General features: G+C 64.6%; 14 protein-coding genes. 8 read left to right on the top strand and 6 right to left on the bottom strand.

Translation table 11 applies throughout. From position 1 onward, the window contains the following. Positions 1–114: 114 nt before the first annotated feature. The 3 genes from J3A64_RS14485 to J3A64_RS14495 are packed head-to-tail and all read left to right on the top strand — an operon-like array spanning position 115 to position 3,933. The gene (locus J3A64_RS14485) at positions 115–1,164 is read left to right on the top strand and encodes an iron ABC transporter substrate-binding protein (RefSeq protein ID WP_210064640.1); all 1,050 of its coding nucleotides are present in this window, start codon (positions 115–117) and stop codon (positions 1,162–1,164) included. Between the two features lie 4 nt (positions 1,165–1,168). Continuing rightward, positions 1,169–2,770 (top strand): iron ABC transporter permease, encoded by a 1,602-nt coding sequence (locus tag J3A64_RS14490; RefSeq protein WP_210064642.1) that lies wholly within the window; start codon positions 1,169–1,171, stop codon positions 2,768–2,770. Next, positions 2,767–3,933 (top strand): ABC transporter ATP-binding protein, encoded by a 1,167-nt coding sequence (locus tag J3A64_RS14495; protein WP_210064644.1) that lies wholly within the window; start codon positions 2,767–2,769, stop codon positions 3,931–3,933. Before J3A64_RS14490 ends, J3A64_RS14495 begins: the two co-directional genes overlap by 4 nt. A 13-nt stretch (positions 3,934–3,946) precedes the next feature. Here the strand turns inward: J3A64_RS14495 and J3A64_RS14500 are convergent, their stop codons facing one another. Beyond that, entirely contained in the window at positions 3,947–4,540 is a 594-nt protein-coding gene (locus J3A64_RS14500) for a YdeI family protein (RefSeq protein WP_011773499.1), read from the bottom strand. Positions 4,541–4,614: 74 nt separating this feature from the next. Here J3A64_RS14500 and J3A64_RS14505 point away from each other — a divergent pair, with 74 nt between their 5' ends. Then, a complete protein-coding gene (locus tag J3A64_RS14505) occupies positions 4,615–5,313 on the top strand; it encodes a hypothetical protein (RefSeq protein ID WP_210064645.1) in 699 nt (232 codons plus the stop codon). Here J3A64_RS14505 and J3A64_RS14510 read toward each other — a convergent pair. From J3A64_RS14510 to J3A64_RS14530, 5 genes are read right to left on the bottom strand one after another with little or no spacing between them, the layout of a single operon-like run. Beyond that, positions 5,310–6,566, bottom strand: a complete 1,257-nt coding sequence (locus J3A64_RS14510) for a M20 family metallo-hydrolase (protein ID WP_011773497.1) — start codon at positions 6,564–6,566, stop codon at positions 5,310–5,312. The genes J3A64_RS14505 and J3A64_RS14510 overlap by 4 nt on opposite strands. 8 nt (positions 6,567–6,574) lie before the next feature. After that, positions 6,575–8,296: an amidohydrolase gene (locus J3A64_RS14515; RefSeq protein WP_210064647.1), complete on the bottom strand. Its 1,722-nt coding sequence runs from the start codon at positions 8,294–8,296 to the stop codon at positions 6,575–6,577. Positions 8,297–8,304: 8 nt separating this feature from the next. Next, positions 8,305–9,711, bottom strand: a complete 1,407-nt coding sequence (locus tag J3A64_RS14520) for a gamma-aminobutyraldehyde dehydrogenase (RefSeq protein ID WP_011773495.1) — start codon at positions 9,709–9,711, stop codon at positions 8,305–8,307. Positions 9,712–9,725: 14 nt separating this feature from the next. Beyond that, entirely contained in the window at positions 9,726–11,345 is a 1,620-nt protein-coding gene (locus tag J3A64_RS14525) for a thiamine pyrophosphate-dependent enzyme (protein WP_210064648.1), read from the bottom strand. Then, a complete protein-coding gene (locus tag J3A64_RS14530) occupies positions 11,342–12,673 on the bottom strand; it encodes an MFS transporter (RefSeq protein WP_210064650.1) in 1,332 nt (443 codons plus the stop codon). The genes J3A64_RS14525 and J3A64_RS14530 overlap by 4 nt, the downstream gene beginning before the upstream one ends. A gap of 136 nt (positions 12,674–12,809) precedes the next feature. On the opposite strand from J3A64_RS14530, the gene J3A64_RS14535 reads away from it, so the two are divergent. From J3A64_RS14535 to J3A64_RS14550, 4 genes are all read left to right on the top strand, one after another. Beyond that, positions 12,810–14,021: a CdaR family transcriptional regulator gene (locus J3A64_RS14535; RefSeq protein WP_210064651.1), complete on the top strand. Its 1,212-nt coding sequence runs from the start codon at positions 12,810–12,812 to the stop codon at positions 14,019–14,021. Between the two features lie 155 nt (positions 14,022–14,176). Further along, the gene (locus tag J3A64_RS14540; RefSeq protein WP_210064653.1) at positions 14,177–15,544 is read left to right on the top strand and encodes an MFS transporter; all 1,368 of its coding nucleotides are present in this window, start codon (positions 14,177–14,179) and stop codon (positions 15,542–15,544) included. Next, on the top strand, positions 15,541–15,948 hold the full coding sequence (locus J3A64_RS14545; RefSeq protein WP_011773490.1) for a RidA family protein: 408 nt from the start codon (positions 15,541–15,543) through the stop codon (positions 15,946–15,948). Before J3A64_RS14540 ends, J3A64_RS14545 begins: the two co-directional genes overlap by 4 nt. Next, positions 15,945–16,553, top strand: coding sequence for an RraA family protein (locus tag J3A64_RS14550; protein WP_210064655.1), 609 nt, complete (start codon positions 15,945–15,947; stop codon positions 16,551–16,553). Before J3A64_RS14545 ends, J3A64_RS14550 begins: the two co-directional genes overlap by 4 nt. Positions 16,554–16,562 lie beyond the last annotated feature (9 nt).

Genomic DNA, 16,562 nt, shown 5'->3' on the forward strand with positions numbered 1-16,562 from the left:
ACAAAGGTATGCCTAACCTACGCTTTCCTCAGCGGGCTCCCCAACCTACCCGCCAGCACGGACCCAAGCCACAGTTCTTGGACTGCCGTGCTTGTATCCAGAAAGTAGCCCCCCATGAAGCTCCCCAAAAACGCTCTGGCCGGAATCGCACTCCTCGCCACTGCCACTCTTGGCCTTTCCGCCTGCGGTTCCAACACCACCACTGCACCGGATTCCTCCGAATCCGCGGCTGCCGGCGATGGCATCACGGTCTACAACGCTCAGCACGAGAGCCTGACCAAGGAATGGATCGACGCCTTCACCAAGGAGACCGGCATCAAGGTCACCCTGCGCCAGGGCTCGGACACCGAGATGTCCAACCAGATTGTGCAGGAAGGCGCTGCTTCACCGGCAGACGTCTTCCTCACCGAGAACTCCCCTGCAATGGCGCAGGTGGAGAATGCGGGCCTGTTCGCCGACGTCGACAAAGCCACCGTCGACCAGGTTCCGGCCGAGTTCCGCCCGTCCACCGGCAAATGGACTGGTATTGCCGCGCGCTCCACCGTCCTGGTGTACGACAAGAACAAGATCAGCGATGACCAGCTGCCCAAGTCCATGCTGGATCTGGCAAAGCCCGAGTGGAAGGGAAAGTGGGCCGCTTCCCCCTCCGGCGCCGACTTCCAAGCGATCGTCTCGGCCCTGCTTGAGCTCAAGGGTGAGGCCGCAACCGAAGAATGGCTCAAGGGCATGAAGGAAAACTTCAAGGCTTACAAGGGCAACAGCACCGCCATGAAAGCCGTCAACGCCGGCGAAGTGGACGCAGCACTGATCTACCACTACTACTACTATGGCGATCAGGCCAAGACCGGCGAGAACTCCAAGAACGTCACACCGTACTACTTCAAGAACCAGGACCCGGGCGCGTTCGTGTCCGTATCCGGTGGCGGCGTCCTCAAGTCGTCCAAGAAGGCAGCCGACGCCCAGGCGTTCCTGAAGTTCATCACGGGCAAGGCCGGCCAGGAGATCCTCAAGACCGGAACCTCCTTTGAGTACGCCATCGCCTCAGAGGTTGATGCCAATGAAAAGCTTGTTCCCATCAAGGACCTGCAGGCACCCACGGTGGATCCCGCCAAGCTGAACTCCACCAAGGTCACCGATCTGATGACCAAGGCAGGACTCCTGTAATTCTGTGACCACTGATCTATCGGCTCCCAACGTTCCACAGTCTGAGGGAAGCACGACGACGGCGGGCCGGGGCAAGCGCCCCCGCCCGCCTTTCGGCGTTTCCACGGTGTCCTTGCTGGCGGTGCTGATAGCGCTGTTTTCGCTGCTTCCGCTGGGCTATGTCCTGTACATGACGGCGGCGACGGGTTGGGACACGGTGGTGGATCTCATTGTGCGTCCCCGTGTGGGCGAACTCCTGCTGAACACGGTGTTGCTGATGGTCTTCACAGTGCCGCTATGCCTGGGGCTCGGAGTGGGCGGTGCCTGGCTGGTGGAACGAACCAGGCTCCGCGGACACCGCTGGTGGGCGGTGCTGTTGGCCGCGCCTTTGGCTATCCCGGCGTTCGTCAACAGCTACTCCTGGGTGTCCGCCGTTCCTTCCTTGGAAGGACTCTGGTCCGGTGTGCTGATCGCCACGTTGTCCTACTTCCCGTTGGTGTACATCCCTGCCGCGGCGACGCTTGGCCGGTTGGACCCCGCCATCGAGCAGTCCGCGGCATCGTTGGGCCTGGGTTCCTGGGCCGTGTTTTTCCGCGTTGTCCTGCCGCAACTGCGCATTGCCATGACCGGTGGCGCCCTGCTGGTGGCCCTGCATCTGTTGGCTGAGTACGGTGCTTTCGCGATGATCCGCTTTGATACGTTCACCACGGCGATCATGGTCCAATTTCAGTCCACCTTCAACGGCACTGCAGGGAACATGCTGGCGAGCGTCTTGGTGCTCCTGTGCTTGCTGCTGCTGCTGGCCGAAGTCAAAAGCCGGGGCACTGCCCGCTACGCCCGGATCGGCTCCGGCGCGCAGGCGAAGGCTATCCGCCTGCCTCTGGGGGCCTACCAATGGCCTGCTCAGCTTGCACTGCTGGCCCTCACTGTCCTGGCCTTCGGGTTGCCGCTCTGGTTTGTGCTGAAGTGGGTGATGGCGGGCGGTTCGGACGTATGGGCGGCTGAAGACTTAATCCCGGCGCTCTCGCAAACCCTCATGTACGGGGCAGCGGGGGCACTGGTCACCACGGTGGTGGCATTCCCCATGGCTTACCTGGCTGTAAGACACCCGAGCTGGTTCAGCAAGATGTTGGAACTGTCCAATTACGTCACCAGTTCGCTGCCCGGAATCGTGGTGGGCCTGGCGTTCGTCACCGTCAGCATCCGGGTGGTCCCCGGGGTTTATCAGACCGCGGGGGTCCTGATAGCGGCGTACGTCCTGCTGTTCCTTCCGAGGGCCTTGGTGAACATCCGTGCTGGCTTGGCACAAGCCCCCAAAGAACTCGATGAAGCCGCGCAGTCCTTGGGCAAGACCCCTTTGGAGTCCTTCTTCAAGGTGACGTTGCGGCTCACTGCCCCGGCCGCTGCCGGCGGTGCTGCGTTGGTGTTCCTGGCCGTAGTCAACGAGTTGACGGCCACTTTGCTCCTCTCGCCCAACGGTACGCGCACGTTGGCCACTGAATTTTGGAGCAAGAGCAGCGAGATCGACTACGCCGGCGCCGCACCTTACGCGTTGCTGATGATCCTGCTGTCAGCCCCCATGACATACCTTCTCTTCCAACAGTCCAAGAAAGTAGCCGGACAGTGACCGAACAATCCCCTTCCAGGCTTCCTGCGCCGCGGGTGGCCCCATCGGTGGCTCCCACCACGAATGCGCACCTGGATATCCGGGAGGTCACCAAGAACTTTGGCTCCCAAGCCGTGCTGAAGGGCGTGAACCTCTCCGTCGCCAAAGGCGGGACCACTGCGATCGTGGGCCCTTCCGGTTCAGGCAAGACCACGCTGTTGAGGTTGATCGCGGGCTTTGAGCATCCGGGCACAGGTTCCATCAGCCTGAACGGTTCCCGGGTGGCCGGAGAAGGCGAGTGGGTGCCCGCGCACAAACGGCAGGTAGGGTACGTTGCCCAAGACGGCGCCTTGTTTCCGCACTTGACGGTGGGACAGAACGTCGCGTTCGGCTTGGATTCAGGAAAGCTCGACGGCGGTCGCGGCGCCGTGAGGTCGCGGGTGCAGGAACTGCTTGAGATGGTGTCCTTGGATGCGTCCATGGCCAAGCGCCGGCCGCACCAATTGTCCGGCGGTCAGCAGCAGCGGGTCGCTTTGGCCCGGGCGTTGGCCCGGGAACCTGAGCTCATGCTCCTTGACGAACCTTTTTCAGCGCTCGACGCCGGACTTCGGGTAGCCACCCGCAGGGCCGTAGCCAAGGTGCTCAGTGCTGCCGGTGTGACCACCATCCTCGTGACCCACGATCAAGCCGAAGCGCTCTCCTTCGCTGACCAGGTGGCCATCATGCGCGGCGGCAAGCTGGCCCAGATAGGCAACCCCTTTGTGGTTTACACCCGTCCGGCTGATCGCGCCACGGCTGAATTCCTTGGCGACGCCGTGATTCTTGAGGCGTGGATGGAAGGCTCCCTGGCCACGTGCTCGCTGGGCGGAATTCCGGTCCGCCGCCCGCCGGCGCAGGGAAGGGTGCAGCTGATGCTGCGGCCGGAGCAAATCCGCATTGCCTCCGATGGGCCTATCCGCGGAGTGGTGGTGGACACGGATTACTTCGGGCCGGAAACCACTGTTCGTATCAAGCTGGGTGAGTACACGGCCCCGGACGGCGGCGCGTCGGGCAACAGTCACCGCTACCCTGGCGGCGGGGAGATCATCACCATCAGGCATTGGAACGCTTCGATCACCAAGCCCGGCACTGAATTGTGTCTGCGCGTGGTGGGCGAAGGCGTGGCGTTTCCGTCCGAAACCTGACCGGCCTGGTGCATTACGTCGGCCGTTTCTTCTGCGGGTACGGCGTTTCGTGGCGGGCAAGCATCTCCACGAAACCGGCGATCTTGCGCGCACGGGTGTCTGCGCGCTTAACCCCGTTGGTGCGGTGAATAAGGGCGAACCGGTTCTGTGATGTCAGGACGTCGAACATTGCCTGAGCTTCCGGGACTGCGGCGATGGCTGCCGCGAGGTCGTCCGGGACCACGGAGTCCGCTGGCCCGGCGTAGGCCGCTTCCCAGCGTCCGTCAGCTTTGGCGGCCTCGACGGCGGCACGTCCGGCGTCGGTCATCCTGCCCTCGGACTCCAGACGGGCAATGTGCCCCACATTCCGCACTGACCAGATGCTCTTGCGGCCGCGGGGTGTCATCCGCTGGAAATAGCTTTGGTCGTCGCGGCTTTTCGCTTGGCCGTCGATCCAGCCAAAGCACAGGGCCTCGTCCAACGCGGCGTCGTAGTCCAACTCCGTGACGTTGCCACCCTTCTTGTGCAGGATCAGCCACACGCCGGGACTGTCTGCGGCATGCTCCGAAAGCCAAGCACGCCACGCGGCGCCGTCTCGGACAAGAAGTTCTTCAAGCTCAATGGGCATGGACTCATTCTGCTGGGAACGGCAGATACGGCATAGGCTGAAACGCAGAAGCCCTGACAATCCCAGGAGGATCGATGTTGCGAGCACGCCCCACTCATTACACGTCCCACCCCGAGCAGTGGGACGCGCTCCTTCGGGCTCTGGGTTTGGTGAAGACCGTTGACGACGCCGCCTGGCGGGAATACGACGCCGGTTCGGGTCGCGTTGCGGTGGGCTCCGTGGACCACGGCCATCCATTGGACGGATCCACGATCTTTGGGGTCGAAGCAGGAAACCTGGAGGAGTTCGCACGCCGCACCGAGGAAGCCGGCACGCAGGCAGAGCTCCACCAAACTCCCGACGGAGCCACTGTGCGTATCTCCACGGAGGACGGTTTCGAGTTCTTCGCATTCCCCGCACGGCGTGCCATGGATGGCACGTGGGCCACTTCAAGTGAGGCCGATTCCGCGCTCACCGTGGTAGCCACCTGGGTCAGTCCCTTTGTGGGCTTGGCGGCCAACGACCTCCGGAACATCGGCGCCCGGCCGCGCACGGAGGACGACGAATCAGCCACGTTCACCACCAAGAACGGCGGAACCCTTCGCATCATTCACGGCGCGGATGCCACTAACGGGGACCTCGCGTTCGAGTACGACGGCGGGTTGGAAGCTCTGCTGGACCGCCTCAGGGCAGCAAAAGTCGAGGCAAGGATCAGCGAGGGTGTCCTGTACATCGCCAATCCCGATGCCTCGGGTGGCGCGGCACCGGCCTCGATCGTGGTGGAGGCTGTTTAGTTCTCCAGCGCCCCGTCACACAGACGGGCAACCACCTCGGTGAGCATGGTGAGTCCGGCCACGATGTCCTGGTCCGTGGTGTATTCGTGCTCGTTGTGGGAGATGCCATCAACGCTGGGCACGAACAGCATCACGGTGGGGACGATGTCCTTCATGTTCGTGGAGTCGTGCCCGGCCAGGGTCATCACTTCCTTGTTGGACAGCCCGAGGTCGGCGGCAACCTTGGCTGCGAGCTCCACGCCTTCGGGCTGGTACGGGGTGACGGCCCAGGAGTGTGAGTGGTTTTTCTCTACGGTGACGTTGGCCAGCTGTTCGATCTCCGTGATGCGGGCGTGCAGCAGGGCGTCGGCCTCGGCCAGGACGGCTTCGTCGGCGCTGCGCAGGTCCAGCAGGAGGTTCACTCGGGACGGCACCACCACGGGCGAGTTGGGGTACACGTTGAGCTGACCCACCGAGGTGTGCAGGACACCCGGGAAGCGGTCGGCGAGTTCGCGTGCGGCAACCACCAGCATCGAGGCCCCGAGCAGAGCATCCTTGCGGTCCGCGATCACCGTGGAACCGGTGTGTGCCTGCTCGCCGTGAACCACGAACTCGTACTTGTTGGCGGCCCAGTTGGAGCTGACCAGCCCGATGGTGACGCCGTCGCGCTCCATGCTGCGGCCCTGTTCGATGTGGATCTCGGCGCAGTACGCGGCTTCCGGCCCCTCATACGTTCCGCGGCACCCGATCGCGTCCAAGGCATCGCGCACGGTGACCCCGGCGGCGTCCTTGGTGTTGAGTGCGTCCTCGAGTTCCAGCTTGCCGGTGTAGACGGATGAGCCCATCATGGACGGCTTGAAGCGACTGCCTTCCTCGTTGAACCAGTTGACGACGGCGAGGTTGAACGTGGGTGCTGTGGCGCCGGCTTCCCAGCGGGCGGCCAGGCGGAACGCGGCGTGGGCAGCAGCGAGGACGCCATACGCGCCGTCGTAACGTCCCGCCGTCGGCTGTGAATCCATGTGCGAGCCGACCACCACGTAGGGCGCACCGGGCACAGCTTCGTAGAGGCCCCACTGGTTGCCGGCGTGATCGAACTTCACCGTGAAGCCGTGCTCCTCCAGGAGTCCGGCGAGCCAGCGGCGCTGCTCGCCGTCGGGAATGGTTGCCGCTTGGCGGTCCACGCCGCCGTTCTCCGTGGCACCGAAGGCGCTCATGGTCCGGAAGTCCTGCACGAAGGCGGTGTCCTGGGTGGTGAAACTAGTGGTGATGGTCATGGTCTCCCCTATGAGCTTTGGGTTGCTGAAACACGGGCAGCGTACGGACTTTCCGAGGAAGGTTCCGCGTGGAAGTGGGTTGATTGGTAGGTAAAACGGCCGCCGACGGCGGTGGCCAGGACCTGCAGTTCGCTGATGGCAGGCGCCGTCAACGGTGAATCGGACAGGACGGCGAAGTCGGCAAGTTTGCCGGGTGTCAGCGTGCCTTTCTCGGCCAGGGTCCCCGTTGCTGCGGCGGCTCCGGAGGTGTACGCGGCGAGTGCCTGGTGTGGGGTGAGACGTTCGGCCGGGTTACCGAAGACAGCCCCGGACCCGGTCCTGCGGTCCACGAACGCCTGCATGCCGCGGAGCACGTTTCCGTCGGCTACCGGCCGGTCCGAGCTTCCCGCGAGCATCACTCCTGCGTCCAGGAAACTGGCTGCCCGGTAGGCCCACGGCAAACGGTCCGGCCCGAGGGACGCGGTCATGCCGTCCCCACCCTCGCGGAAGAAACTTGCCTGGGGTGTCACGGCGATTCCTGCGTCCGCGAGCCTTGCCAGCTGCTCGGGGCGCGTCATGGAGGCGTGTTCGATCCTGTTGGGCAAACGGCGCTGCCCGTACACGCCCTGGCAGTCGGTGATGATATCCACGGCGAGGTCAACGGCCCGGTCCCCGATGGCGTGGGCCGCGATGGACCACCCGGCGGCGTAGGCGGCCTCGATGCGTTCCCGCAGCTGGGCCGGATCCGCTTGGAAATAGCCAACGTTGCCGCGGTTGTCCTTGTGGCCGTGGCTGCAGAACTCGTGGCTCACGGCCGCGGTTTCGCCCAGGAGCGAGCCATCCAGGAACACTTTCGCGGGGCCCAGCGATAGGTAGTCATTGCCGAAGCCGCTGGTGATGCCAAGGTCCAGCCCGGCCGGTGCGGCACCAGCACTGTCAGAAGCATGACCGCCCAGGCCATGCAGCACATCGAGCACGGGCATGACCTGTGCCCGGGCATGCAACCGGCCGTTGGCCGAAGCGCTCTGGTAGGCAGCGAGCTCGGCCGGGCTGTGCCCGATCCACCCGCCGCCCACCCCGGCCTCGGTGAAACTCGTGATGCCCTCGGAGGCGTAATACAACGTGGCCCTCTCAAGGGCGGCCTCGATGTCCTCCAGCGAATACGGCAGGATCAGCTGCTGGATCAGTTCCTGGGCTGTCTCCTGAACCAGTCCCGTGGGATGTCCCGCTGCGTCGCGGACGATCGCTCCGCCGTCGGGATCCGGGAACGACGGCGACTCCGCACCTGCCAGCCGCAACGCGGCTGTGTTGACCACGGCCATGTGCCCGGAGTTGTGCCGCATGAACAGCGGCCGCTCCCCCGTGAGGCGGTCCAGCTCGGCGATGTCCGGGAAGGACCCGCCGTGCTGGGTCTGGCTGAAGCCGGTGGCGAAGAGCCAGCCCTCGACGTCGGTCCCGGGGTTGGCAACAGCGCCCCGAAGCAACTCATAGAGCTCCTCCAAGCCGCGGGCACCGGAGACGTCCAGTTCCGCCAGGCCAAGCCCGAACCACGTGGTGTGGCAGTGGGCATCGATGAAGCCTGGGGTGACGGTGGCACCGCCAAGATCGAGCACCTGAGCAGCGTCCAAGCCATCCAGATCCTCGTCCAAGCCCACGATGCGGCCCTGCCAGATGCCCAGCGAGCCGGCCACCGGGCGGTCCGGATCCATGGTGATGATCTCTGCGTTCCGCAGGAGGAGGTCGAGTTTCATGTCCGGTTCTAGCGGTGGGAGGTGGTGACGGATTTGATGCGCGTGTAGTCCTCAAGTCCATAGACGGAGAGGTCCTTGCCCGTGCCCGAATGCTTGAACCCGCCGTGGGGTGCTTCGGCCGGGATCACCTGGTGGCAGTTGATCCATACGGCCCCGAAGTCGAGCTCGTTGGATACGCGGGTAACCACTCCATGGTTCTCGGACCACACGCTGGAGGCCAGCGCGTACTTGGTGCCGTTGGCGAGTTCGATCGCTTCTTCCTCGGTGGCGAACGGCTGGACGGTCAGCACGGGGCCGAAGATTTCGTCGCACACCACCTCGTCGCTCTGGAAGACGCCGTCGATCACCGTTGGCTCGAAGTGGAAGCCGGTTCCGGTGCGCTTGCCGCCGGAGAGGACGCGGGCGTTGGCGGGCAGGCGGGACATGAAGCCCTCTACCCGCTCCAACTGCGCGGCGCTGTTGAGCGGGCCAAGATCCGCATCGGAACCGCCCACCTTCAAGGCAGAGGCGGCGTCAGCCAAGGCTGCTGCGAACTCCGTATGAATGTCCTGGTGCACCAGGACGCGGGTCACCGCAGTGCAGTCCTGCCCGGCGTTGAAGAAGGCAGCCAGGGCGATTTCGCTGGCAGTCCGCTGGATATCGACGTCGGCAAACACCACAGCGGGCGCCTTGCCGCCAAGCTCCAAGTGCACGTCCTTGAGCGTCTTGGACGCCGCGGACATGACCTGTGCACCGGCCCGTGTGGAGCCCGTAATGGACACCATCTCCGGGATGTCATGATCCACCATCGCAGCGCCGGCTTCGCGCCCGCCGCACACGATGTTCACTACGCCGGCCGGGTAGACCTGCTGTGCCAGTTCACCCAGGACCAGTGTGGACCAAGGGGTGGTGTCGGCAGGCTTGAGGACCAAGGTGTTGCCCGCAGCGAGGGCCGGACCGATCTTCCAGATGGCCATCATGAACGGGTAGTTCCACGGCGTAATCTGGGCCACCACACCGATGGGTTCACGCCGGATGGTGGACGAGAAACCCTCCACATACTCGGTCTGCGCCGTACCGGAAACCACCCGGCACGCCCCGGCGAAGAAGCGCAGTTGGTCCGCGCCGCGCAGGATTTCGAGCTCTTTGGTGAGGGCGGAAGGCTTGCCGGTGCAGGCAACCTCGGCCTCGAGAAGACGGTCAACGTTCGCCTCGATGAGGTCGGCCAGCTGCAACAGCAGCGACTGGCGTGTTCCCGGCGTCGTGCGCTTGTATCTCTTGAAAGCTGCGGCAGCGGCCTGGAAAGCGGCGTCGACGGCGGCAGCATCACTGTCCGGCGCGGTGCCGATCTGCTGGCCCGTGGCGGGGTCGAAGAACGGCAGGCTGGCCGCGGCGTCCACGGACTCGCCGTTGATGATGTTCTGAAGCTGGATCACGGTGAAGGCTCCGGTCAGTTTGTTGAAGTCTTGGGGGAACGCGTGGTGGGGTCCTGCGGCAGGTGCAACAGGGCCGGGAGGCCGGAGTCGACGGCGCGGTGGAACGCGGCTGCGAAGTCTTCCGTGCGGTCCACGCGCTCGCCGTAACCGCCGTAGGAACGGATGAGTGCGGCGAAGTCCGGGTTGGTCATGTGGGTGCCGGACGGGCGGTCCGGGTAGTGCGCTTCCTGGTGCTCGCGGATGGTGGCAAAGATGCCGTTGTCCACCACCAGGACGATGAACGTGGCACCGTAGCCCATGGCAGTGGCGATCTCCTGGCCGTTCATCATGAAGCAACCGTCGCCTGCCACGGAGATGACCTGGCGGCCCGGATAAGCGAGCGAGGCTGCCACGGCTGCCGGGATACCCATGCCCATGGCGCCGTTGCGCGGAGCGGCCAGAGAGTTGGCCGAGTTGTGGTCCAAGTACCGGGCGGGCCACAGGGCGTGGTTCCCGGCGCCGAAGGTGAGGACGGCGTCGTCGGCCATCTCCTTCTTGAGGACCTCCATGGCGACGCCCAAGTCGACGCCGATGCCGCCGTCGGGCTGGGGCGTGGAGAACGTGAGCTGATCGGCGCGGGCGCTGGCGAACCAGCCTTCCTCGCGGTTGACCTCCACAGCTGTGGCGGGGAGGGCCGCAGCGAATGCGGTGACGTCCGCAATGATGTGCTGGTCCACGCGGCCGAAGTGGCCCAGGAGGTTGGCATCGGCGTTGACTACGACGGTTTCGGCGTCGAGTCCGCGCTTGTAGCCGTCGGAGAGGACGTCGCCGCGGACGCAGCCAACAAAGACGATCAGATCGGCGTCGTCCAGGCGCTGGGCGTTGGCGTCGCTGCGTCCGTAGCCAAGGAAGCCGGCGTAGGCGTCGCTGCGGTGCGGGACGGCGTCGTAGGCGCGGAAGTCGGCCACCACCGGGATGCTGTTACGGCTGGCCCAGGCGGCCAGCTGCTCGCCGGAGTCCTGCGTCCAGCCTTCACCGCCGACGACGATGAGCGGCTTGCGTGCCTTCTCCAGTTTTTGGGTGAGGCCTGACAGGTCCGCCGCGGCAGGCTCCGGACGGGCAACCTTGCGGGGTTCCACCGTGGCGTTCTCCACGACGTGCACCAACACGTCTTCCGGGAGGCCGATCACCACGGGGCCGGGGCGTCCGCTCAGGGCGGTGAAGATGGCGTCGTCCACCACGCGGGCGGCGGAAGCGGCGTCGTCGAGGGTCACTACCTTCTTGGCGGTGCTGCCGAACCAGGCGTTGATATCGAATTCCTGGAAGGACTCGCGGCTCCGGTCGGCCACCGGAATCAGGCCGACGAACAGGATGAGCGGAGTGGCGTCCTGATAGGCGGTGTGGACGGCGATGAAGGCGTTGGCTGCACCCGGACCACGGGTCACCATGGCAACGCCGGGCAGCTCAGTCAGACGACCTTCGGCGAGTGCCATGAACCCGGCACCGCCTTCCTGGCGGGCCACCACGTTCTGGATGGGCGAGCCGTGCAGGCCGTCAAGGACATCGAGGAAGCTCTCGCCGGGAACGGTGTACACACGCTTGATGCCTGCGCGTTCGAGTTGGCCAACAATCAAGTGGCCGGCGGTGGTGCTCAATGCTTCATTCCTTCTTCTTCGATGGAAAGGGCGGGGAGGAACAGACCGGAGAGTGCCGTCAGTACGGAAACCACCAGCAGGATGATGGCGCCGGGCCAGAAGGAGTTGTTGGCTGCTACCAAGGCGGTGGCGATCAGCGGCACGAATCCGGAGATGACGCCGGCGGTGTTGGAGGTGATGGCGACGCCGGTGTAGCGGACCTTCGTGGCGAACAGCGCTGTCAGTGCCGTGCCGGAGACGGCGTACGGGATGGAAAGGACGGCGACGCCGATCACCATGCCCAGGACAACAAGGACGGGGTTGCGACTGTCGATGGCGAGGAAGACCGGGATGGCAATGATGGCCGAGGCCACGCCGCCCCACAGGATGACCTTGCTGGCGCCGAACTTTTCGCCCATGCGTCCGGCCCAGATGAGGGCGCCGATCTCCAGGGCTGCAGCAAGCAGGGTGCCCAAAAGCAGCAGTTCAGAGGGCAGCTTGAGGACCTTGGTGCCGTAGAAGACCACGAAGCTGGTGATGAGGTAGAAGCCACCGATGCCGAGCAATGCCGAGCACATGCCCACCAGGATCTGGCGCCAGCTGTTCTTCAGGACGCCGCGGATGGGAGCGTGTTCGGTCTCGCCGGACTCCATGAGGGCTTCAAATTCGGGTGATTCGCTGAGCCGGCTGCGGATCCACAATGAGATGGCAAGCAGCGGGATGGCTGCGATGAAGGGGATGCGCCAGCCCCAGGCGTCAAAGTTGCTCTGGCCCACCAGGAACAGCATGCCGAAGAAGCCACCGGAGGACAGGATGGTGCCGATCGGGGAACCGATCTGCGGCAGGGCGGCGTAGCGTGCGCGCTTCTCCACCGGAGCATTCTCGACGGCGATAATCACCGCGCCGCTCCACTCACCACCCACGGCAAGGCCTTGGACGATGCGCAAGGCAACCAGCAGGATGGGAGCTGCCAGGCCGATGGTCATGTAGTTCGGCAGGAGACCGATGAGGCCGGTGACAATACCGATGCCCACGATGGTGACCATGAGGATCTTCTTGCGGCCAACCTTGTCTCCAAGGGCACCGAAAATGAAGCCACCGATCGGGCGGGCAACGAAGCCCACCGCGAGAGTGGCGAAGGATCCCATGGCCGCCACAAAGGGGTCCTGGGAAACGAAGAACTGTGCGTTGAACACCAGCGCAGCGGCTGTGGTGAAAAGGAAGAAGTCGTACCATTCCAGTGCAGTGCCCACGAGGGCAGCCAGGGCCACCTTCTTGGTAACGCTTTCATCGACGACGCGTACTGCCGTGGGACTGGCGTCCGTGGCTCCGCTGACCGTGCTTGCCATAGTTACTCCATGAGTGCGAACGGGACCGGACGCTGGGGGTGCCCGGGCAAATTTGTGTGACTCAATCCATAGTGCCAGTAGTTTTCCCCAAAAAAACTAGCAATCCACCCCGGAATCGTGGCACTAGAATGTGTGGATGCACAATTCCGAGACATCCGGGCATTCTGTTCGCTGGGCCGAGTTGGTGGACGAGCTTGAAGGCAGGCTGGACACCCTGGCCCAGGCCTTCACCACGAGAGTCCGGGAAATCCCCGAATACGGCGAAAGCCAAGTGACGGTCCTGGAAATCCAGGAGACCGCACGGGAGACTTTCCGGCGGCTGATCAGCGGCCTGAGGAATGGCAGGGCGGACAGCCGCGATGGCCTGCTCGACTTCGCCTCAGACCTCGGCTCCAAGCGCGCCCGAGCCGGCATCCCACCGGAGTCCCTCACCTCTGCCGTGCGGCTGGACTTCAGCATTCTTTGGGCCGAACTGCTGGAGATCGCCCACACTGAGGACGCCGCCTTGCTGGCCACCAGAGTGGACCAGGTGTGGAGCGTCGTGGACGAATTCGCCACCCGGACGCACACCAGCTACCTGACCGAGCGCGTCAGGATGGCGCAGGAAGAGTCCAGCATCCAACGCGAGTTCATCGCACGCCTGTTCAACCAGAGCAGCCCGTCCTTGGAAACCTCCTCCCAGGTAGCTGCGGCACTGGGCATCAACCCCGAATCGCGCTTCGCCTTGGTGGCAGCAAGCGGCGAACCCGGTGCCCGGCTACGCGCCGCAACGTCCCAGTTCGGATCGGGGCAGCACACCCGGCAGCGCTTGTTTCTCCACGAGTCCGGCGGCAACACCTATGTTTTCTGGGCGCTGCCGGCTGTTCGGACGCGGGGTGCTGAGCCCCTTGGCGAGACGCGCAGCCCTGAAGCCGACGGCCAGCAGCTGCCGCCCGGCGTCGTCGATGTCCCATGTGGCTACGTGCCCGAGGTCCTTGGACTGCGGGCCCTTCCAGGGGCCGCCCGCACCGCGGAGAGCCTCGCTGCTCTGCTGCGGCCACGGGATTCCGGTCCACTGTCAGCTGATTCCGCGTGGGCGCGGCTGGCCCAGCAAAACCTGCAGGATGCAGGCCTGGACCTCGCCGCGGAACTCGAAGAAGCCCTGGCCGAGTGCCGGGGCGGCGAGCGCGAGCGACTGCTGGAAACGGTCCGGAACTACCTGTCCACCGGCAACGTCACCGTCACGTCCGAGCAGCTGTTTTGCCACCGCAACACCATCCTCAACCGGCTCAACCGCTTCCAGGAGCTGACGGGAATCGACCTCGCCGTCCCAGCGAAAACGGCACGGCTGGTGGTGGCGTGGGCCTAGGCTTCAGCAGGCGAAGCTGCGCACCGGTGTGTGTTCTCACATTCCTGGCCGCGGTTTGCTGGAGATTATGCCATTGATGGTGTGATCCGGCACACACCATAGTTGTAGCTACCTTGCACCGGACATTCGTCCCCGCACCCCATCCGGAGAATCAGATGGCCCACACGGTAGATACTTCCTCCGCATCCACATCCAGGCTGGACCTGGCCAAGATGCGCAAGATTGCCCTTGCCAGCGTTATTGGCACCACCGTCGAGTGGTACGACCTTTTCGTGTTCGGAACAGCGTCGGCCCTCGTCTTCAACAAGATCTTCTTCCCCAGCTTTGATCCGATCGTCGGCACCATGCTGGCGTTTGGCACGTTCGCTTCCGCCTACATTGCCCGCATGGTGGGCGCCATCATCTTCGGCCACTTCGGGGACCGGCTGGGGCGCAAATCCATGCTGCTGGTCTCCCTCCTGACCATGGGAGCGGCAACGTTCGCCATTGGCCTGCTGCCGGACTACAACAGCATCGGCATCATGGCACCACTTCTGTTGCTCTTCCTCCGCGTCATCCAAGGACTGGCACTAGGCGGCGAATGGGGCGGTGCCGTGCTGATGACCGTTGAACATGCTCCTCCCGCACGTCGCGGCTTCTACGGTTCACTGGTGCAGGTTGGCGTTCCCGCAGGCACCCTGATCGCCAACGTGGCCTTCCTGATTGTGGCCTCCACGGTCAGCACCGAGGCCCTGTACTCCTGGGGCTGGCGCATTCCGTTCCTCGCCTCGGTCCTCCTGGTCACCGTGGGCATCTACATCCGGCTGCACATCGAGGAAACGCCGTCCTTCCAAGCCGTCAAGACCGCCGGCGCTAAAGCCAAGATGCCGTTCGCCGCGCTGATGGCCAAGTACTGGAAGCAGGTTGTCCTGGGCGGCGTCGCTACCCTGTCCACGGGCAGCACGTTCACCCTGCTGGTGGCCTCCGGCGTCTCCTACGGTAAGAAGGAACTCGGCCACTCGGAGAGCCTGATGCTATGGGTGGTCCTGGCCTCCTGCATCCTGGGGCTGTTCCTCATCCCGTTCTTCGGGAAGCTCTCCGATAAGTTCGGCCGCAAACCCATCATCTTCGCCGGCGTGGCAGCCGAGGCCGCCCTCGCGTTCCCCATGTTCTGGCTCATGGACACCAAATCGGTGGCACTGCTGTTCGTCGCCTATCTGGCCATGATGACCGCGTTCTGCGCCAACTACGGCCCCATCGCCACGTTCCTTGCCGAGCTCTTCGGATCCAAGGTCCGCTACTCCGGCCTGTCCGTGGCCTACATGCTGTCCGGCCTCCTGGGCAGCGCCGCCACCCCGTTCGTCACCACATGGCTCCTGGGCATGACGGGCCAGAGCTCCTCGATTGCCTGGTACATCATGGCCGCAGCCGGGCTGTCCTTGGTGGCTCTCTTCCTGCTGACCGAAACCCGGTACGGCAACATCGACGCCGTCGATGAGGCACCGGCGTCCGCTGGCTCCACGGAAGCCGCGGCAGCGCGGTGACCGTCACCACCATCGAGCGCCTGGCCGGCATCCCCGGCCAGGCGCCCGCCGTCGGGCCCTTTTCCCCGGCGGTCATTGCCAACGGTTTTGTCTTCACCTCCGGCCAGATCCCCGCGATCACCGGCCTGGACCATCAGCCGGACAGCTTTGAAGGGCAAGTCCGGCAAACCATCCAGAACCTCGCGGGCGTGTTGGAAGCCGCAGGATCCAGCCTTGAACACGTGGTCAAGGTCAACACCTACCTGACCAGCCAGGACCAGCTCGAGGAGTACAACCGCGTGTATGTGGAGTACTTCGGCACCGCCAAACCGGCCCGGACCACCGTATGCGTGAGCCTTTGGGGCGTGTCCCTGGAAATCGAATGCGTAGCTGTCGTTGCCCAGAAACCGGAGGTAACCCCGTGAGCCCAACACTCCTGCAGGACCTGAGCGATGTCAGCTACCCCACCGTCGGGCACTTCCTTGAGGATGGCTTCGTCTCCCCCGCCATCCAGTCGTTGCTGGCAAACGTGAAAATTGCCGGCCCCGCCGTCACAGTCCGCATCGCAGACCACGACGCCATTGCCATGAACCACGCACTCTTGGCACTCCGTCCCGGCGATGTGCTGGTGGTGGACATGGGCGGCGACCACCAGCATGCGCCCGTGGGGGCCGTCACGGCAGCCGCAGCGCTCGCCCAAGGAGCAGCCGGCGTGGTGGTTGATGGCGTGGCCACCGACGTCCTGGAACTCCGGGAGACCGGCCTGCCCGTGTTCGCCCGCGGAACATCGTGCCTGACCACCAAGCGCCTGTACGGAACCGGCTCCGCCGTCAATGTCCCGGTGCACTGCGGAGGCGTGGAGGTCAACCCCGGAGACCTGGTCCTGGGCGACGATAACGGGCTGATCATCCTCTCCCCCGAAGCGGCAGGCAACGTGCTGGGGAAAGCGCTCGCATCCGACGCGGCGGAGCCCGCCATCCTTGCCCGCATAACATCCGGGGAGCCGCTCGAGTCCGTTCTGGCCCTCTAATACCGCCGA

The sequence above is a fragment of the Pseudarthrobacter sp. PvP004 genome, from assembly GCF_017876035.1.
GTDB classification, from domain to species: Bacteria; Actinomycetota; Actinomycetes; order Actinomycetales; family Micrococcaceae; genus Arthrobacter; species Arthrobacter aurescens_A.